The organism is Enterobacteriaceae endosymbiont of Donacia sparganii, from assembly GCF_012569045.1.
In the GTDB taxonomy this organism is placed as follows: Bacteria; Pseudomonadota; Gammaproteobacteria; order Enterobacterales; family Enterobacteriaceae.
Genome location: NZ_CP046196.1, coordinates 357,480 through 379,592, shown reverse-complemented (window position 1 = coordinate 379,592; position 22,113 = coordinate 357,480). Strand labels below are relative to the sequence as shown.

The window sequence follows — 22,113 nt, the reverse complement described above, 5'->3', positions numbered from 1 at the left end:
AAAAAAATAAAATTATGAAAATTATAAAATTTTTTATAGATTTAATAAGTCAGGTAAAAAGTATTTTTTTAGTTTTTATTAATCTCTTTAGTAAAAGAGAGACTATAATGTATCCAGAAGAAAAAATTTATTTACCACCAAGATATAGAGGTAGAATTATATTAACAGTTGATTCAGATAATAATGAACGATGTGTTGCTTGTAATCTTTGTGCAGTTTCTTGTCCTGTTGGTTGTATAACTTTGAAAAAAAAAATAAAGAAAAATGGACGATCTTACCCTGAATTTTTCAGAATTAATATGTCTAGATGTATTTTTTGTGGATTTTGTGAAGAAGCTTGTCCAACGGGAGCAATACAATTAATTCCAGATTTTGAGTTATGTGAATTTAATAGAAAAGATTTAATATATGAAAAAAAAAATTTGTTAATTAATAATCAAGGAAAAGATATTAAATATAATTTTTATAATATTTCAGGAGTCAATATTAAAAATAATCATAATAATATAAATAAAGATTCCAGTATCGAAGTAGATATAAAAAATATATTACCATAATTTAAATTTTAAAAAGGTCTTATGTATGGAAATAATGTTTTATATATTAGGATGTATATCAATAATTTTTACATTTTTAATTATTATTAGTATTAATCCTATTTATACATTATTATATTTTTTAATTTCATTAATTTCAATATCATGTATATTTTTTATTTTAGGAGATTATTTTGCTGGTGCATTAGAAATTATTATATATGCAGGAGCAATTGTTGTATTATTTATATTTTTTTTAATGTTCTTAAATTATAAAAATATTGAATTAGAAGAAAAAAAATTTTTTTTAAAAAAAATATTATTTTTAATAATTATTTTATTTTTAACTTTAATATTTTTAATACTAATTTTTTATATTTTAAGTAATTTATATAATAAAAAATATATCACTACTAATTTTATTAGTATAAAAGATATTGGTATAAATTTATTTACACAATATAAAATTATTGTAGAATTAGTATCAATACTTTTACTATCAGGAATAATCATTGTTTTACATATAGGAAAAAGAAAAATTAATTAAAATTATTATTAAATATTTAAAAATAAAAGAAGAATATAAAATGATTCCTTTATATCATGTTTTAATGTTTATAATTATAATATTTATTATTGGATTAACTGGAATAATAATTCGACGTAATATGTTATATATTTTAATTTGTACTGAAATAATGATAAATGCTTCTGCATTATCATGTATAATTTCTGGTAATTATTGGAAACAAACGGAAGGAGAAATTATGTATATAATATCAATTAGTATATCAGCTATAGAAATTTGTGTAAGTTTAATTCTATTAATTAAATTATATTATTATAAAAATAATATTAATATTGATTCAATTAGCGAGATGAATGGATGAAATTTCTTTTTTTAATTATTTTAATACCATTAATTAGTTTTTTAATCTTATCATTATTCCCAAATTATTTTAACAAAAATAAAATTTCAATAATTGGAGTTAGTTCTATAGGAATAAGTGCAATTATTGCATCAATAATAGGATATATTTTTATTAAAAATGGAATTTTTTCATATAAACAATCTCTATGGAAAATATTAAATATTGATAATTTATATATTAATTTTGATCTTTATTTAGATATGTTATCTTTAACTATGTTAGTTCTTATAACATGGGTAGGTTTTTTTATACATATATTTTCTATTTGGTATATGAAAAATGAAAAAGAATATTCTAAATTTTTTGCATATACTAATTTATTTATTGCAAATATGGTATTATTGATTTTAGCTAATAATTTTGTTTTAATGTTTTTTGGTTGGGAGGGAGTTGGAGTATGTTCTTATTTATTAATAGGATTTTTTTATAAAAAATCTTCAAATGGTTTATCTGCTATAAAAGCATTTCTGATAACTCGTTTTAGTGATATTTTTCTAATTATTGGTATTTTTTTAATATTTAAAATATTTAATACTTTTAATTTTTTAGAAATATCAAATTTAATAACATCATCTCCTATTTATTATAAATCATATTATTTAAAAATAATATCAATAATGTTAATTATAGGAGCATTAAGTAAATCTGCTCAATTTCCATTAAATACTTGGTTAATAGATGCTATGGTTGGACCAACTCCTGTATCTGCACTTATACATGCAGCTACTATGGTTACTGCTGGGATTTATTTAATTTTACGCAATAATATATTATTTTTGATGAATAATAATATACTTTTTTTAATTAGTATTATTGGTTCAATAACATTATTATTATCTGGATTATCTGCTCTAGTTCAAAATAATATTAAACGTATTTTAGCTTATTCTACTATGAGTCAAATTGGTTATATGTTTTTAGCGTTAGGAATTAATTCATGGTATGCTGCTTTATTCCATGTAATATCACATGCTTTTTTTAAAGCACTACTTTTTTTATGTACTGCATCTATTATTACTTCATGTAAAAATGAACAAAATATATTTAAAATAGGAAGAATAAAAAGATATTCTCCTTTGATATATTATTGTTTTTTATTTGGTTCTATATCTTTAGTATCTTTACCTTTTATTACTATGAGTAGTTTTACTAAAGAAAAAATTTTATATGAAATTATAATAAATAAACATATTTTTTTATTTATTATTGGTATAATGGGTAGTTTTTTTACTTCTCTATATATTATACGTATGTTTTATACTATATTTTATGGTAAAAAAAATATTTTTTCTATTACTATACGAAAAAATTATTTTACACATAATTTTCCATTAATAATACTAAGTATATTATCAAGTTATATTGGAATAAAAATATTACCAATTAAAAAAAAATTTTTATTACCTAATAAAATATTATTAATTAATCATAATTATTATCATATATTAGGATTAATATCCATTTTTATATTTATAATAAGTTTTATTTCATATTTTTTTTATATTAAAAATAAAAATTTTATTAAAAAAATTATTAAAAATTATTGTTATAATTTTTATTTTATAAATCATTTTTTTTTAAATGGATGTTATATAGATTTTTTTTATAAAAAATTTTTTGTAAATATTTTTATAAATATATTATCAATTATCAAAAATGATCCTATTTCTAAATTCATAGATTTTTTAATAATAAAAATTATAAATCAAACAGGAAAAATATTATTAATAAGTCAAAGTGGATATATTCGTTGGTATGTATCAACAATGTATTTAGGATTAATACTAATTATTATATATTTAATAATATTAATTAATAATTAATTAAATAATAAAATTAAATTTATATATATAATAATAAAAAATATAATTAGGAAATTTTCTTATGTTATTACCTTGGTTAATATTAGTTCCTTTTATTAGTGGTATAATTTGTTGGCAAAGTGAAAAAATAAATTTTAAATTACCTCGTTGGATATCTCTGATTTCTATTAGTTGTATTTTTTTTATATCAATTTTAGAATATATTTTATATATATATCATTTAAATGATAAAATATCATTTATATATCCTTTATGGATCTCAGAATTTATATTAAATTGGATACCAAGATTTGGAATACATTTCCATTTAGCAATAGATGGATTATCATTAATAATGATTAATCTTACTGGATTATTAGGAATAATGGCTGTTTTATGTTCTTGGAATGAAGTTAAAAAATGGCATGGTTTTTTTCATTTAAACTTATTATGGATTTTAAGTGGAGTTATTGGAGTATTTTTATCTGTAGATATGTTTTTATTTTTTTTATTTTGGGAAATTATGTTAATACCTATGTATTTTTTAATCTCTTTATGGGGACATAAAGGAATCAAAGGACATAGTCGTATTAAAGCTGCTACTAAATTTTTTATTTATACTCAATCTAGCGGTTTATTAATGTTATGTGGAATTTTATCTTTAGTTTTTTTAAATCAAACATTAACTGGTATATTAACTTTTGAATATAGTTATTTATTAAAAAATCACTTAAGTTTACAAACAGAATTTCTATTAATGTTATCTTTTTTTATTGCTTTTGCTGTTAAAATGCCTATAATACCTTTTCATGGTTGGTTACCTGAAGCACATAGTCAAGCTCCAACAGCTGGATCAGTTGATCTTGCAGGTATTTTATTAAAAACAGCAGCTTATGGATTATTAAGATTTACTTTACCTTTGTTTCCTATATCATCTTTAAAATTTTCATTTATTGCAATATTATTAGGGATGTCTGGTATATTTTATGGTTCTTGGATGGCTTGTACACAATCAGATATTAAAAAAATTATAGCATATACTTCCATATCTCATATGGGATTTATTTTAATGGGAATTTATAGTCATAATAAAATAGCTTATCAAGGAGTTATAATACAAATGATATCACATGGAATTTCTGCTGCAGCACAATTTATTCTTTGTGGGCAAATATATGAAAGACTCAAAACACGAAATATTAAAATAATGGGAGGAATATGGAATTATATAAAAATATTACCAGGATTATTTTTATTTTTTGCTTTTGCTAGTATTGGGATACCTGGGACAGGAAATTTTATAGGAGAATTTTTAATATTACTAGGAACTTTTCATTCATATCCTATATGTACAAGTATAGCTACTTTTAGTTTATTATTTTCTAGTATTTATTCATTAAATATGATACAAAAAATTTTTTATGGTTCTAAAACTAAAATACATATTTTTATAAAAAATATGTTATTAAGAGAAAAAATTATTATTTTTACACTTGTAATTTTATTAGTAATTTTAGGATTTTATCCACAAATTATTTTAAATATATCAGACTCAACTATGAGTAGTATATATAATAGGATTATATTAACTAATTATAAATAAAATTTATATATAATTTTACACAAAATTAATTAAATAAAATAGAAATTTTTTATGACTAAATCATTAATATCATTAGTACCTTTAATTACTATTATTTCATTAATAATAATTTTATTAATAAAAATATCAATTAAAAGAAATAATTTAACAAGTTTAATTATTACAATTTTAGGATTTATATTAACGATAATATCTATTATTTATACAAAAAATAATAATTTTTTAATTAATTCTTTATTTTTAAATGATACATATTCTATATTTTATATAATTATATTAATTTGTAACAATATTTTAATATGTTTAATATCATATCAATGGTTATCTACTTTAAAATATAATAAAGACGAATTTTATATATTAATTATAATATCAACTCTAGGTAGTATGGTTCTAATAAATTCAAATAATTTGATTTCTATGTTAATAGGTATTGAATTAATATCTATTCCTACATTTGGTTTAATAAGTTATAATATTCAATTAAAATATTCATTAGAAGCTAGTATTAAATATGTAATTTTATCTACAATAGCATCATCATTTTTAATACTGGGAATATCTTTTATTTATTTAGATAATGGTAGTTTAAATTTCATATTTTTATTAAATCATTATTTATTTTATAATAAATTTTTAATTAATTATTTAACTATAATTGGATTATGTTTAATTTTTGTAAGTTTAGGATTTAAATTATCTATAGTTCCATTTCATTTATGGACTCCTGATGTTTATCAAGGTGCACCTACACCTGTTACAATGTTTTTAAATACATTTAGTAAATCATCTATTTTTATATTTTTAGTAAAATTTTTAATTTATTGTTCTAAAATTAATAATAATAAATATTTTTTATATAAAATATTAATTTTAATTTCAATATTATCAATTATATTTGGTAATATTATGGGTATTATGACAAAAAATAATATTAAACGTTTATTAGCGTATTCGTCTATAGCTCATATTGGTTATATGTTTATAATTTTAATTTATAATCAAAAATATAAAATACATTTAATTTCTTTAGAAATGATGGGTATATATATTATTGGTTATATAATAAATAATTTAGGTATTTTAGGAGTAATAAGTTTATTTTCTAGTTTAACTTTACAAGAAAAAAATATAGATAAATTATATTTTTATCGTGGATTATTTTGGTATGATCCAATATTAACTTTTACATTAACTATTATGTTATTATCTTTAGCTGGGATTCCTATAACTATAGGTTTTATATCTAAATTTTATTTAATAGCATTAAGTATAAAAATTAAAATATGGTATTTAACTGCTGCTATTATCTTAGGAAGTTCTATAGGATTATATTATTATTTACGTATTATTATTAGTTTATATTTAAATCCATCTAAAATAAATAAAGATATTTATCTTACTAAAATAAAAAATAAAAATTATTTTTTTATTAAAAATATATTATTAATATTAAGTATATTGACTATAATAATAGGTTTATATCCTGAATTTATTATTCAATATATTAAAATTTTTATTTAAATATTAAAAGTATAATTTTTTTATTATTTTAAATAAAATTTTAAGTATTATAAATAATAAAATAATATATAAAATATATTTAATAATTTTAGTAAAATCTTTTATCCAAGTAGATATAATTTCTCCAAAAAAATAACCAGTAATAGTAAAAAATATAGTCCAAATAACAGCACCAATAACATTTAATAAAAAAAATTTTATATTAGAAATATTAATAATACCCATTGTAATGGGACTTATTAATCTAAAGCCGTAAATAAATCTTGTAAAGATAATAAATAAATAGGGATAGCTAAGAATTAAATTACGGTATTTTTGAATCTTTAAATTATAATTTTTAAAAAAAGATAAAAAATTCTTACTATATTTTTTACCTAAATAAAATAATATTTGATTACTTATGATAGAACCTGTAATAGTAATAAAGATTATTTTATTTAAAAATAATATTTTTTTATGAGCTAACATTCCAGCAATTATAATAAATGTTTCCCATTCAACTAAAGAACTTAATAATATAATAAAATAACCGTATTTATTTATTATTTTAGCAATATTAATAGCAAGCATATTTTATATTACATATATAAAAAATATTTAATATTTTATAAAAAAATATATAATTTTTCGGTGAGAAAGGGATTCGAACCCCTGATATGTTTCCATATACATACTTTCCAGGCATGCGCCTTAAACCACTCGGCCATCTCACCATAATTTATATAATAATTATTGTAAAAATATTAATAATATAATAGTATTATATACTATGTTAAAGAAAAAAAAATTAAAATTTAATTTTTTATTTTATGATTATGAGACTTTTGGGTTAAATCCCCAAAAAGATAGAATTGCTCAATTTGCTTGTATACGTACTGATATAAATTTAAATATAATTAATTCACCTATAGTACTTTATTGTAAAATACCTAATGATTATTTACCTGATCCGCAATCTATTATTATTCATAATATTAGTCCTTATATTGCTAATTCTAAAGGAATTAAAGAAAATGAATTTGCTAATTATATTAATAAAATATTTTTATATCCTAATACTTGTATATTAGGATATAATAATATTAATTTTGATGATGAATTTAGTAAATTTTTATTTTATCGTAATTTTTTAGATTCATATAGTTGGTTTTGGAAAAACCATAATAGTCGTTGGGATATATTAAATTTAGTTAGAGCATGTTATGTATTAAGACCTAATGGAATTTTTTGGCCTAAAATTAATAATGTTCCAATATTTAATCTTGAAAAAATAGCTATTTTAAATAATATAATTCCATATTATAAAGCACATGATGCTTTATCTGATGTATATACTACAATATCTATAACTAGATTAATAAAACAAAAACAACCATTGTTATATGAATATTTTTTAAAATTTAGAAATAAAAAAAAATTAATAAAATTAATAAATTTATCAAAAATTCAAATTTTAATACATATTAGTAGTTTTTATAAAAATAAAAATAATAATATAAATTGTATTACTCCATTATTTTGGCATCCAGAAAATAAAAATATATTAATTTCTTTTAATTTAATGAAAAATATAAATAATTTTTTAAAATTTTTTAAAAATAAAATAACTTTAAATAAAGAATATATTTTTTTATATATACAATCTATTAATTTTAGTAAATCTCCATTATTAATGCCTTTAAATATTTTAAAAAAAACAGATATTGAACGTTTAAAATTCAATATTACGTTTTATATAAATAATTTTATACTATTTAAAAAAAATTTTTTAAAAATAAAAAAAATTATTAAATTAAATTTAATTAATTTTCATAAATTAAATAACAAAACAAATATTTATAATGTAGATCAACAACTATACAAAAATTTTTTTCCTAATGAAGATTTATTAAAATTCAAACAAATATGTAATAAAAAATTTACTAATATAAATTTTAATAAACTCTCTTTTAGAGATACAAGAGCTAATATTCTATTATTTAAATATAAAGCAAGAAATTTCCCATTTATGTTAAATAAAATAGAACAGAAACAGTGGAATATATATCAAAAAAATATTTTTAATAAAAAATTCCTAAATAATTATATTTCAAAAATTGAAAAACTTTTACAAAATCAATTTTGTAATAAAAAAATTATAATTTTAAAAAATTTGTTACAATATGTAAAAAATTTATTAAATATATTAATTTAATATATGCTTTAATTTTAGATGTTTAGTATTTAAATATTTATAATTATATATATTACAACCTATAATTAATGGAACTCTACTTATAACATTTATCCCATTTTTTTTTAGAATATTAATCTTATAAGGATTATTTGTTAATAATTTAATATTCAAAATACCTAATATTTTTAATATATTTATACAAGAAATAAAATTTCTTTCATCTGCATGAAAACCTAATTTATAATTAGCTTCTACAGTATCTAAACCATGATCTTGTAAATTATATGCTTTAATTTTATTTAGAAGACCAATATTTCTACCTTCTTGTCTATGGTAAATTAATATACCACAATCAGCTCTAGAAATTTTTTCTAAAGCTAATTGTAATTGGAAACCACAATCACAACGTAAGCTAAAAAAAGCATCTCCTGTTAAACATTCTGAATGTATTCTTGTTAATATACTTGAATTTTTATATATTTTTTTTAATCCATATATTAAAGCAATATGATTATTACCTGTATTTATTTCTTCAAAACCTATTATAATAAATTCTCCCCATTTTGTTGGAAGTTTTGCTCTAGATATTTCTTTTATATTCATAATATATTACCTATGAAAAATCTTATTAAATAAATTAAAATTTATAAAAAATAAATATCTATTAAAAAATTTTATTAAAATAAATATTTTTTAAAATATTTTTTATAAAAGAAAATAATTTATTATATTGAATTTTTTATTAAAATAATTTATTTATATAATAAACTATTATTTTTAGGAATTATATGAATTTATTAAAGTCATTAACGACAGTTAGTATAATAACGTTGTTTTCTAGATTATTAGGTTTTATTAGAGATAGTCTTATAGCAAAATTTTTTGGTGCAGGAATTTATAGTGATTCTTTTTTTATAGCTTTTAAACTACCTAATTTATTACGTCGTATATTTGCAGAAGGTGCATTTTCTCAAGCTTTTACTCCTATATTAGCTGAATATAAAAATAAAAGAAGTAAAAAAGATACAGAAAATTTTATTGCTTCTACTTCAGGTATATTAATTATCATACTTTCTATAATAGTAGTATTAGGAATAATATTTTCTTCTTTTATTATTTCTATAATTGCTCCTGGATTTGTTAATACAGATTATAAATTAAAACTTACATCAAAAATATTAAAAATGACATTCCCTTATATTTTATTAGTATCATTATCTTCATTAGCTAGTTCAATTTTAAATATTTGGAAAAATTTTTTTGTACCAGCCATAACTCCTATTTTATTAAATATAAGCATGATATTATTAATTATAATATTTCCTAATATTTTAGAACCTTCAATATTAATTTTAGCATGGGCTGTATTAATTGGTGGATTATTACAAATTTTTTATCAATTAATTTATTTAAAAAAAATAAATATGTTAATTATACCTAATTTTAAAAAATTTGATAAAGGAGTATTAAGAGTTTTTAAAAAAATGGGTACCGCAATTATTGGTGTAACAGCTACACAAATATCTTTACTAATTAATTCTGCTTTTGCTTCTTTTTTAATTACAGGATCAATTACTTGGATTTATTATGCTGATCGTTTAATGGAATTACCTATAAGTATGTTTGGAATTGCATTAACAATAGTTTTATTACCTGCTTTAACTGATGCTTTTAATCAAAATAAAAAAAAAGAATATAATCAATTAATGGATATAGGATTACGTTTATGTTTTTTATTAATAGTTCCTAGTTCATTAATTTTAGGATTTTTATCTAAACCATTATTAATTGCTTTATTTCAATATGGAGCATTTACTTATTTTGATGTATTAATGACACAAATAAATATTATTATATATTCATTTGGATTAATATTTTTAATAATTGCAAAAGTTTTAGCTATAGGTTTTTATGCAAGACAGGATGTTAAAACACCTGTTAAAATTAATATATTTGTTTTAATTATTACTCAATTAATTAGTCCTATTTTTATTTTTTTCTTACATCATATAGGATTTCCTATTTCTATATGTTTTGCAGCATTTTTAAATGTTATTTTATTATTTAAAACATTAGTTAAAAGAAATATTTATAAACCAGAATTTGGCTGGTTAAATTTTTTATCTCGAATTACTATAGTAACAATTATTTTAAGTATATTTTTATTATTTATTTCTAAAATAATATCTGAAAAATGGTTAATTTTATCTCCTTTTAAAATACGTATGTTTTGTTTATTAAGTATTTGTTTTTTAATTTTTGTATTATATATATTTATATTATTTTTATTAGGATTTCGTATAAAAGATTTTTCTTTAAAAGATATGGTAAAATAATATTTTATTTTTTAAAATAATTAATATATTAATAATTAATTATTTAAATTTAAATAATATACAAAATTTATAATTTTTATTATAAAAAGATAATTATTTAAGTTAAACAAAAAATAATTTTTATCTAACTTAGATTAATATGTAAAATTAATTTTTTAAAATAATTAATTTTTATATATTAAAATTTATTAAATTTTCTTCATTTTTTTTATATATTAAAATATGTATAAATTTATATTTTTAGGTTATTATATGATAATTAAAAAAGATTTAATACATTTAAAATGTAAACAAAATAATTATAAAGGTTTATATATAACAAAAAATGCCTTTTTACAAATAAATAAAATAATTAAAAAATATGATAAAAAAATTAAATTATTTTTAAAAAAATCTGGTTGTTTTGGTTTTAAATATAAAATTTTATTAATAAAAAAAATACTTGATAATGAAATATTATTTAAAAAAGAAAAAATATATATTTTTGTTAATAATAAAGATATTATTTTTATAGATGGTACTATTATTGATTTTACAAAAAATAATTTTTTACAATCTTTTCAATTTTATAATAATAAAATTAAACAATTTTGTGGATGTAAAAAAAGTTTTAATATTGATTATAAAAAGAATTAATAATATGAATAATAATTTAAAATATTTAAGAAAACAAAAAAAGAAATATAAAGAAGGATTTTTTACAAAATTAAAAAATAAAAAATTTATTCCTGGTATTAATTTAGATACAATATTTCAAATATCTAAAATACATAATGAACCAAAATGGATGTTAGATTTTAGATTAAAAGGATATTATTCTTGGATTAATAAAAAAGAACCTCACTGGTTAAATGGTTTTTATAAAGAATTAAATTATCAAAATTATATTTATTATTCTACTCCTACTCCTTTATATAAGGTAAAAAAAAATAAAAATATTAAAAATAAATATTTAACATCTGAAGTTAAAAAAACATTTAATAAATTAAATATTCCTATTAATGAAAATTCTAATATAGCTATTGATGCTATTTTTGATTCTATTTCAGTTATTACAACAAATAAAAAAAAATTATTAAATAAAGGAATAATTTTTTGTTCATTTAATGATGCAATAAAAGATTATCCTGAATTAGTACAAACATATTTAGGTTCTATAGTTCCTGCAGATGATAATTTTTTTGCATCATTAAATGCCGCTGTAGCTTCGGACGGAACATTTATTTATATTCCAAAAAATACACATTGTCCTATAGATTTATCTACCTATTTTAGAATTAATGAAAAAAAAATAGGACAATTTGAACGTACTATTTTAATTGCTGATGAAAATAGTTATGTAAATTATATAGAAGGTTGTTCTGCACCAATTAGAGATAATTCTCAATTACATGCTGCAGTAGTTGAAGTAATTTTACATAAAAATGCACAAGTTAATTATTCGACTGTACAAAACTGGTTTTCAGGAAATTTAAATAATAAAGGAGGAATTTTAAATTTTGTTACTAAAAGAGCAATATGTAAAGGAAAAAACAGTAAGATGTCTTGGACTCAATCAGAAACAGGATCTGCTATTACTTGGAAATATCCTAGTATTATTTTAAAAGGAGATAATTCTACTGGAGAATTTTTTTCTATATCTTTAACCAATTGTAATCAACAAGCTGATACTGGTACTAAAATGATTCATATAGGAAAAAATACAAAATCAACAATTATTTCTAAAAGTATCTCTACGGAAAACAGTAAAAATACTTATCGTGGATTAGTTCATATTAATAAGTATGCAGAAAATTCTCGTAATTTTACTCAATGTGATTCTATTTTAATTGGTTCTAAATGTAGTGCACATACATATCCTACTATAAATATATTAAATAATACTGCACAAGTTGAACATGAAGCAAGTACTTCTAAAATTGAAGAAGACCAAATATTTTTTTGTTTACAAAGAGGATTAGATAAAGAAAATGCTATTTCTCTTATTATTAATGGATTTTGTAGAGAAATTTTTGTTAAATTTCCTTTAGAATTTGCAGTAGAAGCACAAAAATTATTATCTCTTCATTTAGAAAATAGTATAGGATAAAACAATATCTTTAGTAATAATTAAAAAATTATGTTAAAAATTAAAAACTTATATGTTCACATAAATAATAAAATAATTTTAAATAAATTAAATTTATCTATAAATTCTGGAGAAATTCATGTTATTATGGGACCTAATGGTTCAGGCAAAAGTACATTATCATATGTATTATCTGGAAAAAAAGAATATATTGTTTCTAAAGGAGAAATATATTTTAAAAATAAAAATTTATTATATCTGAAACCAGAAATTAGAGCTAGAGAAGGAATATTTGTTTCTTTTCAATATTCTATTGAAATTCCAGGATTAAGTAATAATATATTTTTATTCAATTCTTTAAAAGCAATAAAAAAATATAAAGAAAAAATTAAATTAGACAGATTTACCTATAATGAAATTATTAATAAAAAAATAAAAATTTTAGGAAAATCAAAAGATTTTTTACAACGTTTTGTAAACGTGGGCTTTTCTGGAGGTGAAAAAAAAATTAATGATATATTTCACATGTTTGTATTAGAACCAGATCTTTGTATTTTAGATGAAATTGATTCTGGATTAGATATAGATGCATTAAAATTAGTAGCTAAAATAATTAATTTAATGAAAAACATAAATAGGTCATTTTTAATTATTACACATTATCGTCGTATTCTTGATTATATAAATCCAGATTATGTCCATATTTTATATGATAAGAAAATTGTTAAATCAGGAAAACTTGATATTATTTCACAACTAGAAAAACATGGATATGGATGGATTAATGAAAAATAATATTTATAATCAAATAAAAAATATTTATAAATTACATAAAAAATATCATTTTTCAAATAAATCAGAAATTAATTGGCTTAAATTAAAAATTTTATTAAAAAATAAAAAATATGATAATGATAAAAAAAAATTTTTAGAATATATAAATAATAATTTCTTAATAAATTCCCCAACATTATCTATAAATAAAAATAAATTAAAAAATTTTTTATTTGAAATAGATTCTGTTATATTATTTTTTATTAACGGGAAAATAGATAAAAATATTAGTAATATAAATAATTTATATTATAAAATAAATATTAATACATATAATAATATTGATTATAAAAATAATTTTTTTAAAAATAATATCTTTACTTGTTTATCTGAAACTTTAACAAAAGAAATCGTATCTATTGATATTAATCATGTTAAAAATATTAACATTAAACCACTTTATTTAGTATATTTTAATGAAGGAAATAAAAATAATAAAATTTTTATGTCTAATTATAGAAATTATATATATATAAATAATATATCTTCTATTTCTATAATAGAACATCATATAAATACAGATGAATTATATTTTAATAATATCTATAATACTTTAATTTTAAAAAATAATTCTAAAGTAGAATACTATAGATTTTTTACTAATGAAAATAATAACAAAAATTGTTGCTCTATTAATAATGAATATTATTTATATGATAGTATTTTTTTAAAAAAATATGATTTATTTATTTCTAATAAACATATGAATCAAAGTAATAATTTTCAATTTATAGGTAAAAAATCAAAATTAATATATAAAAGTATTTTATTTTCTAAAAATGATAATTTAATTAACATAAATAATCATATAGAACATAATGGAAAAAATTGTTGTAGTATTCAATCACATAAAGCAATTAGTTTAGATCAATCTACTATAAATTCAATTGGATTATTAAAAATTAATAAATATGCAGAAAAAACAAATGGACAAATAAATTATAGTAGTTTATTATTAAGTAATTTATCAAAAATAAATATACAACCAAAATTAGATATTTTTAATAAAAATGTAAAATGTCAACACAGCGTTTTTACAGGTAAAATAGATTCTAATCAAATATTCTTTTTAAGAAGTAGAGGAATAAGTTTTAAAAAGGCATATAATATATTATTTATAATATTTATAAAAGATTCTTTAAGAGAAATTAATAATAACAATTTAAAAATAAAAATCTCAAAAAAAATATCATGTTATTTGTCAGTAGAGAATTTTTTTAATGAATTTTAATATAAAAAATATTAGGAAACAATTTCCTATTTTATTTAATAAAATTAATGGAAATAAACTTATTTATTTAGATAATGCAACTACTGTACATAAACCTAAAAAAGTTATTTCTGCATTAAATTATTTTTATAAAAATGAATATTCTTCAGTAAATAGAGGTATTTATAACTTAAGTATAAATGCAACAAATAAAATGGAAAAAATACGTTGTAAAATTGCAAAATTTATTAATGCAAAATATACTGAAGAAATAATTTTTACAAAAAGTACAACAGAGAGTATTAATTTAATTGCAAATACATGGGGACAAAATAATATTCTTTCATATAATAACATTATTATTTCTGAAATGGAACATCATTCTAATATTATTCCTTGGAAAATATTATCTAAAAAAATAGGATTTAGTATACGTGTTATTCCATTAGATAAAAATGGAAATTTAAAATTAGATAGAATTGATGATTTAATTGATAGATATACTTGTTTAATATCAATTACATATATTTCTAATATTCTAGGAACTATTAATCCTATCAAAAAAATAATTCAGTTAGCTAAAAAAAAAAAAATTATAACTTTAATTGATGGTGCTCAAGCAATTGCAAATCAAAAAATTGATATTCAAGAATTAGATTGTGATTTTTTTGTTTTTTCTGGTCATAAAATTTTTGGACCTACTGGTATAGGTATATTATATGGAGTAAAAGAAATATTAGAATTAATGCCTCCATGGCAAGGAGGAGGAGGTATGATTGTAGACATATATAAAAATAATCCTGTTTGGGAAAAAATACCTTGGAAATTTGAAGCTGGGACTCCAAATATATCTGGTATTATAGGTTTAGGAGCAGCAATATCATGGTTTATGTCTTTTAATATCAAAGATATAATTGAATATAATAGATTTTTAACAAAATATACTTTTGAAAAATTTAGTTCTATATCAAATATTAAAATATTTGGAGAAAAATATTTTACTAATAATAGAATAGGTATAATTGCATTTAATTTAGGAAAACATCATCCCTATGATGTAGGTAATTTTTTAAATCAATATGGTATTGCTATTCGTACTGGTCATCACTGTTCTATACCTGTTATGAAATATTTTAAAGTTCAATCTATGTGTAGAATTTCATTTTCTATCTATAATAATATAGACGATATTAATTTTTTTACAGAAAAATTAATACATATAAATAATTTATTAAATTAATCATTATGTCATATATTTTACCTAGTATAAATAAAATTAAAATTAATTTTATAAATTGTAATAATTGGGAAGAAAAATATTTATATATAATAGAATTAGGTAAACAAATTCCTGTTTTATTACCTAAACAACATTCTTTAGAAAATTTTATTCCAGGATGTCAAAGTAGAGTATGGATTTCAATAGAAATTGATTCAAATAATAATATTATATTTAGAGGAGATAGTGATTCTTCTATAGTTAAAGGGTTATTAACAATGATTTTTGTTTTTTATAATAAAAAAACTTATAATGAAATTATTAAATTTGATATTAAATCATGTTTTAAAAAATTATACTTTAATAAATATTTAACTTTTTCCCGGATACAAGGTATGAATATTATTATTAAAACAATTAAAAATAAATTAAGAAAATTAATTTTAAGTTTAAAATAAATAAAAATATTATAAAAAATATAATTAATTTTAATATTAATTTACTAGATAAATTTAGGAAATATAAATATTATGAAAAAAACAAAAATAGTTTGTACTATAGGACCTAGTTCTGAATCTAAATATATTTTAACTCAATTATTAAATTTAGGAATGAATGTTGCTAGATTAAATTTTTCACATGGTAATCATAATGATCATAAAAAAAGAATTAATACTTTACAAAAAATTATAAAAGAAACAGGTAAAAATGCAGCAATTTTATTAGATACTAAAGGACCTGAAATACGTACTATGACTTTATATAAAGGTCAAGATGTATATTTAGAATCTGGAAAAAAATTTGTTTTAACTACTAATCAATCAATTATTGGTAATAATAAATGTGTTGCTATTACTTATCCTAATCTTATTAATGATTTAAATATTGGAAATAAAATATTAATTGATGATGGTTTAATAGCAATGGAAGTATTAAAAATTATAGATAATAAAATTATTTGTAAAATATTAAATAATGGAAAATTATCAGAAAATAAAAGTATTAATTTACCTGGAATATCCATAAAATTACCTGCTTTATCAGAAAAAGATAAATATGATTTAATTTTTGCTTGTCAAAATAAAATAGATTATATAGCTGCTTCTTTTATTCGTAAAAAACAAGATATTTTAGAAATAAAAAATTTTTTAAAAAAACATAATGGAAATAATATTCAAGTTATAGCTAAAATTGAAAATCAAGAAGGATTGAACAATTTTGATGAAATATTAGATATATCTGATGGTATAATGGTTGCTAGAGGTGATTTAGGAGTAGAAATTCCTGTAGAAAATGTAATTTTTGCTCAAAAAATGATAATTAAAAAATGTAATTATTTTGGTAAAATAGTCATAACAGCAACACAAATGTTAGATTCTATGATTAAAAATCCTCGTCCAACAAGAGCAGAAGCTGGTGATGTAGCTAATGCTATTTTAGATGGAACAGATGCTGTAATGTTATCTGGAGAAAGTGCTAAAGGAAAATATCCATTAGAATCTGTATCTATTATGTCAACAATTTGTGAAAGAACAGATATTACAATGACTAATAGAATTAATTTTTATGATAATACAGATATGAGTATTACTGATGCAGTTTGTCGTAGTGCAGTAGAAATAGCGGAAAAATTAAAAGCTCCTTTAATCATTGTAGCTACTCAATTAGGAAAATCAGCAAAATCAATAAGAAAATATTTTCCTAAAGCAATTATTTTAGCTTTAACTACAAATACAAAAACTGTAAAACAATTAATTTTAAGTAAAGGAATAATACCTAAATTAGTTAATAAAATATCATCTACAGATGATTTTTATCTTATAGGAAAAAAAGTAGCTTTATCTAGTAAATATGCTATAAAGGGAGATGTTATTGTGATGGTATCAGGTGCACTAGTTCCCAGTGGGACAACTAATACAACTTCTGTACATATTATATAATTTTTAAAAATTATATTTTTATATAAAAGTTATAAATTTTTTCTAATTTTTTTAATAGCAAGATATAAATTTTTAATTGTAATACTAATTTCTTTTTTAGTAGTAAATCTACCCAGAGAAATACGAATAGAATTATGAATTAATTTTTCTGTTAATCCTAAAGATTTTAAAACATGTGATGTATTATGAATATTTGAATTACATGCAGAAGAAGATGATATAGCAATATTTTTTAATTCTATCATAAGAATTTTATTAAAAATATTTTTAAAGCCTATATTAATGATATAGGGAGAACTATTTTTTAAATTACCGTTTAAATATATACCCGAAATATTTTTTATTCCATTCCATAATTTTTTTTTTAATATTTTTATTCTTTTTTTTTCTTTTTTTAATTCATCATTAGCAATACTTAATGCTGTTGACATACCAATAATTTGGTGTACAGCTAAGGTTCCTGATCTTATCCCTTTTTCTTGTCCTCCACCATGTAATAATGGTGATAAGATTATTTTATCTTTAGTTTTTTTAATATATAAAACTCCTATTCCTTTCGGTCCATAAAATTTATGAGCAGAAAATGATAATAAATCAATATTCATTTCTTTTAAATTTAATGAATATTTACCTACACTTTGTGTAGCATCTACATGAAAAAATATATTTTTTTTTTTACATATATTACCAATTTTATTTATATCATTAATAGTTCCAATTTCATTATTAATATGCATTATAGAAACTAAAATAGTTTTATTTGTTATTTGTTTTTCTAATAAATTTAAATTTATTATTCCTGTATTTGAATTTTGTATATATATAATTTTTACTCCTAATTTTTTTATGAAATTACAAGTTTCTAATACAGCTTTGTGTTCACTTGTACTTGTAATAACATATTCTTTTTGACAATTAAAATAATTATATATAATTCCTTTAATTGCTAAATTAATAGATTCAGTAGCACTAGATGTAAAAATTATTTCTTCTTCTGTTCCACCAATAATATTTGCTATATTAATTCTAGCTTTTTCAATAGCATTTTTTGCTTCTATTCCATAAGCATGTGTATAAGAAGATGGATTACCAAATATTCCTTCTATAGTAAGATAATTATTCATTTTTTCTAAAACTCTTTTATCAACTGGAGTTGTAGATGCATAATCTAAATAAATTAATTTTTTCATATTTTAAAATATTAATATATAATTTATATATTTTTAATAAAGTAAAAATTATTAAAAATAAATTTAATATTTTCATATTATATAATATATATTTATTAATTTAAAAGAATAATATTATTTATTTTTAAAATATAAATATTGTAAATAAATTAGGATCTTTTATGAAAGAAATATTTTTAAAATCACAAATAACAATCTTTATTTTTGATTCTGGACTAGGTGGTATTACAATATATAATTATATTAAAAATATTTTTTTTAATACAAATATTATCTATTTATTAGATAATAAATATTTTCCTTATGGAAATAAATCAAAAAATTTTATTTTACAACGATTAATTAAAATTTTAAAAAAAATTTCAAATAGTTATAATATTTCATTAGCAATTCTTGCATGTAATACTGCTAGTGTTTCTAGTTTACCTCAAATAAAAAAATATTTTAATTTCCCTATTATTGGAGTTACTCCTGTTATAAATTTAGCTATTCAAAAAACTAAAAATAACGTAATTGGTTTTTTAGCGACTAATACAACTTTAAAAAATTCTAAAATACAAAAAAAAATTAATTTTTTAAATAAAAAATATATAATAAAAACGATATCATCTTCTAAATTAGTTTTTTTAGCTGAAAAAAAATTACTAGGATATAAAATTATTATAGATGAAATAAAAAAAATTTTTCTTTCTTGGTTTACTTTAAAAATATTTCCAGATACTATAATTTTAGGTTGTACACATTTTCCATTAATTATAAATGAATTAAAAACTATTTTCCCTAAAAATATAAGTTTTTTAGATTCTAAAAAAAATATTCTTTTAAAATTAAAAAAAATAATAAATTATAATGAAATAATTTCAAGTAAAAAAAAAAATATTGTTTTTTACACTAAAACAAATAAATTTATAAATAAAATAAAATTTTTTTTTTTAAAAAAAGGTTTTACCATTATTTCTAAATTAAAGATATAGAAGATTATAATTTTATTTAAATTTTAAATAAAATACTTGACTATTTATTATGAATATGTAAGATAGTTAATACTATTTTATAGTTCTTTAAAAATTTGTAAAAAACTTTTAAGGACACTCTTTGAAGAGTGTTATTAAGTGTATAAATTTGTTTTAATAAAATTTATATATTTATTTTTGTTAAAATTTTTATGTATAACTGAAGAGTTTGATCATGGCTCAGATTGAACGCTGGCGGCAAGCCTAACACATGCAAGTCGAGCGGCAGCGAAATAAAGAAATTGCAAAATTTTTTTATTGTCGGCAAGCGGCGAACGGGTGAGTAATATCTGGGGATCTGCCTTTTGGAGGGGGATAACTGTTGGAAACGACAGCTAATACCGCATAATRTCTTTTTTTAAGATTAAAGTAGGGGATTTTATTTTTTATATAAAACCTTATACCATTAGATGAACCCAGATGGGATTAGCTAGTAGGTAGGGTAAAAGCCTACCTAGGCAACGATCCCTAGCTGGTCTGAGAGGATGATCAGCCACACTGGAACTGAGACACGGTCCAGACTCCTACGGGAGGCAGCAGTGGGGAATATTGCACAATGGGCGAAAGCCTGATGCAGCTATGCCGCGTGTATGAAGAAGGCCTTAGGGTTGTAAAGTACTTTCAACAAGAAAGAAAAGATAAAATCTAATATATTTTATCATTGACGTTACTTGTAAAAGAAGCACCGGCTAACTCCGTGCCAGCAGCCGCGGTAATACGGAGGGTGCGAGCGTTAATCGGAATTACTGGGCGTAAAGAGCACGTAGGCGGTTAATTAAGTCAGATGTGAAATCCCTAAGCTTAACTTAGGAACTGCATTTGAAACTAATTAGCTTGAGTTTCGTAGAGGGGGGTAGAATTCCAGGTGTAGCGGTGAAATGCGTAGATATCTGGAGGAATACCAGTGGCGAAGGCGGCCCCCTGGACGAATACTGACGCTCAGGTGCGAAAGCATGGGGAGCAAACAGGATTAGATACCCTGGTAGTCCATGCCGTAAACGATGTCGACTTGGAGGTTGTAAGCTTGACTTATAACTTTCGTAGCTAACGCGTTAAGTCGACCGCCTGGGGAGTACGACCGCAAGGTTAAAACTCAAATGAATTGACGGGGGCCCGCACAAGCGGTGGAGCATGTGGTTTAATTCGATGCAACGCGAAAAACCTTACCTGGTCTTGACATCCATGAAATTTAATAGAGATATTTTAGTGCCTTCGGGAATCATGAGACAGGTGCTGCATGGCTGTCGTCAGCTCGTGTTGTGAAATGTTGGGTTAAGTCCCGCAACGAGCGCAACCCTTATCCTTTGTTGCCATCAGTTAGGCTGGGAACTCAAAGGAGACTGCCGGTGATAAACCGGAGGAAGGTGAGGACGACGTCAAGTCATCATGGCCCTTACGACCAGGGCTACACACGTGCTACAATGGTATATACAAAGGGAAGCATCCTCGTAAGAGTAAGCGGATCTCATAAAATATATCTTAGTTCGGATTGGAGTCTGCAACTCGACTCTATGAAGTCGGAATCGCTAGTAATCGTAGATCAGAATGCTACGGTGAATACGTTCCCGGGCCTTGTACACACCGCCCGTCACACCATGGAAGTGGGTTGTAAAAGAAGTAAGTTGCTTAACCTTTTACAGGAGGGCGCTTACCACTTTGTGATTCATAACTGGGGTGAAGTCGTAACAAGGTAACCGTAGGGGAACCTGTGGTTGGATCACCTCCTTTAC

At 20.4% G+C, this 22,113-nt stretch carries 19 protein-coding genes, 1 tRNA gene and 1 rRNA gene; 17 read left to right on the top strand and 4 right to left on the bottom strand.

Features of this window, described 5'->3' with window-relative positions:
* Window positions 1-14 precede the first annotated feature (14 nt).
* From nuoI to GJT98_RS01850, 6 genes are all read left to right on the top strand, one after another.
* On the top strand, window positions 15-557 hold the full coding sequence (gene nuoI, locus GJT98_RS01875) for an NADH-quinone oxidoreductase subunit NuoI (RefSeq protein WP_168821281.1): 543 nt from the start codon (window positions 15-17) through the stop codon (window positions 555-557).
* A 25-nt stretch (window positions 558-582) separates the two neighbouring features.
* On the top strand, window positions 583-1,083 hold the full coding sequence (locus GJT98_RS01870; RefSeq protein WP_168821279.1) for an NADH-quinone oxidoreductase subunit J family protein: 501 nt from the start codon (window positions 583-585) through the stop codon (window positions 1,081-1,083).
* Between the two features lie 40 nt (window positions 1,084-1,123).
* Window positions 1,124-1,426, top strand: a complete 303-nt coding sequence (gene nuoK / locus GJT98_RS01865) for an NADH-quinone oxidoreductase subunit NuoK (RefSeq protein WP_168821277.1) — start codon at window positions 1,124-1,126, stop codon at window positions 1,424-1,426.
* Complete coding sequence (gene nuoL / locus GJT98_RS01860; RefSeq protein WP_168821275.1) at window positions 1,423-3,291, top strand: NADH-quinone oxidoreductase subunit L; 1,869 nt, start codon at window positions 1,423-1,425, stop codon at window positions 3,289-3,291. Before nuoK ends, nuoL begins: the two co-directional genes overlap by 4 nt.
* A 61-nt stretch (window positions 3,292-3,352) precedes the next feature.
* Window positions 3,353-4,873, top strand: a complete 1,521-nt coding sequence (nuoM, locus tag GJT98_RS01855) for an NADH-quinone oxidoreductase subunit M (RefSeq protein ID WP_168821273.1) — start codon at window positions 3,353-3,355, stop codon at window positions 4,871-4,873.
* A gap of 51 nt (window positions 4,874-4,924) precedes the next feature.
* Window positions 4,925-6,397: an NADH-quinone oxidoreductase subunit N gene (locus tag GJT98_RS01850; protein ID WP_168821272.1), complete on the top strand. Its 1,473-nt coding sequence runs from the start codon at window positions 4,925-4,927 to the stop codon at window positions 6,395-6,397.
* A gap of 3 nt (window positions 6,398-6,400) precedes the next feature.
* On the opposite strand, the gene GJT98_RS01845 is transcribed toward GJT98_RS01850, so the two are convergent.
* Entirely contained in the window at window positions 6,401-6,967 is a 567-nt protein-coding gene (locus tag GJT98_RS01845; RefSeq protein WP_168821270.1) for a DedA family protein, read from the bottom strand.
* A gap of 58 nt (window positions 6,968-7,025) precedes the next feature.
* A tRNA-Ser gene (locus GJT98_RS01840) sits at window positions 7,026-7,110 on the bottom strand.
* Between the two features lie 56 nt (window positions 7,111-7,166).
* On the opposite strand from GJT98_RS01840, the gene sbcB reads away from it, so the two are divergent.
* Complete coding sequence (gene sbcB, locus GJT98_RS01835) at window positions 7,167-8,591, top strand: exodeoxyribonuclease I (protein ID WP_168821268.1); 1,425 nt, start codon at window positions 7,167-7,169, stop codon at window positions 8,589-8,591.
* On the opposite strand, the gene ribA is transcribed toward sbcB, so the two are convergent.
* A complete protein-coding gene (gene ribA / locus GJT98_RS01830; protein WP_168821266.1) occupies window positions 8,583-9,176 on the bottom strand; it encodes a GTP cyclohydrolase II in 594 nt (197 codons plus the stop codon). The two genes, sbcB and ribA, sit on opposite strands and share 9 nt — an antisense overlap.
* Before the next feature lie 185 nt (window positions 9,177-9,361).
* Here ribA and murJ point away from each other — a divergent pair, with 185 nt between their 5' ends.
* The 8 genes from murJ to pykF all read left to right on the top strand — a co-directional run bounded on the left by murJ (window position 9,362) and on the right by pykF (window position 18,180).
* A complete protein-coding gene (murJ, locus tag GJT98_RS01825; protein ID WP_168821264.1) occupies window positions 9,362-10,909 on the top strand; it encodes a murein biosynthesis integral membrane protein MurJ in 1,548 nt (515 codons plus the stop codon).
* Window positions 10,910-11,161: 252 nt separating this feature from the next.
* Entirely contained in the window at window positions 11,162-11,545 is a 384-nt protein-coding gene (locus tag GJT98_RS01820) for a HesB/IscA family protein (RefSeq protein ID WP_168821262.1), read from the top strand.
* A gap of 4 nt (window positions 11,546-11,549) precedes the next feature.
* A complete protein-coding gene (gene sufB / locus GJT98_RS01815) occupies window positions 11,550-12,998 on the top strand; it encodes a Fe-S cluster assembly protein SufB (RefSeq protein WP_168821260.1) in 1,449 nt (482 codons plus the stop codon).
* A 30-nt stretch (window positions 12,999-13,028) separates the two neighbouring features.
* Window positions 13,029-13,772 carry a Fe-S cluster assembly ATPase SufC gene (gene sufC / locus GJT98_RS01810; protein WP_168821259.1) on the top strand — a complete coding sequence of 248 codons (744 nt, stop codon included), beginning with the start codon at window positions 13,029-13,031 and terminating at the stop codon, window positions 13,770-13,772.
* Complete coding sequence (locus GJT98_RS01805; RefSeq protein WP_168821257.1) at window positions 13,762-15,042, top strand: SufD family Fe-S cluster assembly protein; 1,281 nt, start codon at window positions 13,762-13,764, stop codon at window positions 15,040-15,042. Before sufC ends, GJT98_RS01805 begins: the two co-directional genes overlap by 11 nt.
* Complete coding sequence (locus tag GJT98_RS01800) at window positions 15,032-16,261, top strand: SufS family cysteine desulfurase (protein WP_168821255.1); 1,230 nt, start codon at window positions 15,032-15,034, stop codon at window positions 16,259-16,261. Before GJT98_RS01805 ends, GJT98_RS01800 begins: the two co-directional genes overlap by 11 nt.
* A 5-nt stretch (window positions 16,262-16,266) precedes the next feature.
* On the top strand, window positions 16,267-16,698 hold the full coding sequence (sufE, locus tag GJT98_RS01795; protein ID WP_168821253.1) for a cysteine desulfuration protein SufE: 432 nt from the start codon (window positions 16,267-16,269) through the stop codon (window positions 16,696-16,698).
* A gap of 72 nt (window positions 16,699-16,770) precedes the next feature.
* Window positions 16,771-18,180 (top strand): pyruvate kinase PykF, encoded by a 1,410-nt coding sequence (gene pykF, locus GJT98_RS01790; RefSeq protein WP_168821251.1) that lies wholly within the window; start codon window positions 16,771-16,773, stop codon window positions 18,178-18,180.
* A gap of 29 nt (window positions 18,181-18,209) precedes the next feature.
* On the opposite strand, the gene GJT98_RS01785 is transcribed toward pykF, so the two are convergent.
* Window positions 18,210-19,370, bottom strand: coding sequence for a cysteine desulfurase family protein (locus GJT98_RS01785; RefSeq protein ID WP_168821249.1), 1,161 nt, complete (start codon window positions 19,368-19,370; stop codon window positions 18,210-18,212).
* Window positions 19,371-19,531: 161 nt separating this feature from the next.
* Here GJT98_RS01785 and murI point away from each other — a divergent pair, with 161 nt between their 5' ends.
* Entirely contained in the window at window positions 19,532-20,344 is an 813-nt protein-coding gene (gene murI / locus GJT98_RS01780) for a glutamate racemase (RefSeq protein WP_168821247.1), read from the top strand.
* 196 nt (window positions 20,345-20,540) lie between these two features.
* A 16S ribosomal RNA gene (locus GJT98_RS01775) occupies window positions 20,541-22,111 on the top strand.
* Window positions 22,112-22,113 lie beyond the last annotated feature (2 nt).

Coding starts and splice junctions, on each gene's coding strand:
- nuoM (WP_168821273.1), top strand. CDS start 3,353: ATGTTATTACCTTGGTTAATATTAGTTCCTTTTATTAGTGGTATAATT.
- GJT98_RS01850 (WP_168821272.1), top strand. CDS start 4,925: ATGACTAAATCATTAATATCATTAGTACCTTTAATTACTATTATTTCA.
- GJT98_RS01820 (WP_168821262.1), top strand. CDS start 11,162: ATGATAATTAAAAAAGATTTAATACATTTAAAATGTAAACAAAATAAT.
- sufC (WP_168821259.1), top strand. CDS start 13,029: ATGTTAAAAATTAAAAACTTATATGTTCACATAAATAATAAAATAATT.
- GJT98_RS01805 (WP_168821257.1), top strand. CDS start 13,762: ATGAAAAATAATATTTATAATCAAATAAAAAATATTTATAAATTACAT.
- sufB (WP_168821260.1), top strand. CDS start 11,550: ATGAATAATAATTTAAAATATTTAAGAAAACAAAAAAAGAAATATAAA.
- nuoI (WP_168821281.1), top strand. CDS start 15: ATGAAAATTATAAAATTTTTTATAGATTTAATAAGTCAGGTAAAAAGT.
- murI (WP_168821247.1), top strand. CDS start 19,532: ATGAAAGAAATATTTTTAAAATCACAAATAACAATCTTTATTTTTGAT.
- nuoK (WP_168821277.1), top strand. CDS start 1,124: ATGATTCCTTTATATCATGTTTTAATGTTTATAATTATAATATTTATT.
- ribA (WP_168821266.1), bottom strand. CDS start 9,176: ATGAATATAAAAGAAATATCTAGAGCAAAACTTCCAACAAAATGGGGA.
- GJT98_RS01845 (WP_168821270.1), bottom strand. CDS start 6,967: ATGCTTGCTATTAATATTGCTAAAATAATAAATAAATACGGTTATTTT.
- GJT98_RS01870 (WP_168821279.1), top strand. CDS start 583: ATGGAAATAATGTTTTATATATTAGGATGTATATCAATAATTTTTACA.
- nuoL (WP_168821275.1), top strand. CDS start 1,423: ATGAAATTTCTTTTTTTAATTATTTTAATACCATTAATTAGTTTTTTA.
- GJT98_RS01800 (WP_168821255.1), top strand. CDS start 15,032: ATGAATTTTAATATAAAAAATATTAGGAAACAATTTCCTATTTTATTT.
- sbcB (WP_168821268.1), top strand. CDS start 7,167: ATGTTAAAGAAAAAAAAATTAAAATTTAATTTTTTATTTTATGATTAT.
- GJT98_RS01785 (WP_168821249.1), bottom strand. CDS start 19,370: ATGAAAAAATTAATTTATTTAGATTATGCATCTACAACTCCAGTTGAT.
- murJ (WP_168821264.1), top strand. CDS start 9,362: ATGAATTTATTAAAGTCATTAACGACAGTTAGTATAATAACGTTGTTT.
- pykF (WP_168821251.1), top strand. CDS start 16,771: ATGAAAAAAACAAAAATAGTTTGTACTATAGGACCTAGTTCTGAATCT.
- sufE (WP_168821253.1), top strand. CDS start 16,267: ATGTCATATATTTTACCTAGTATAAATAAAATTAAAATTAATTTTATA.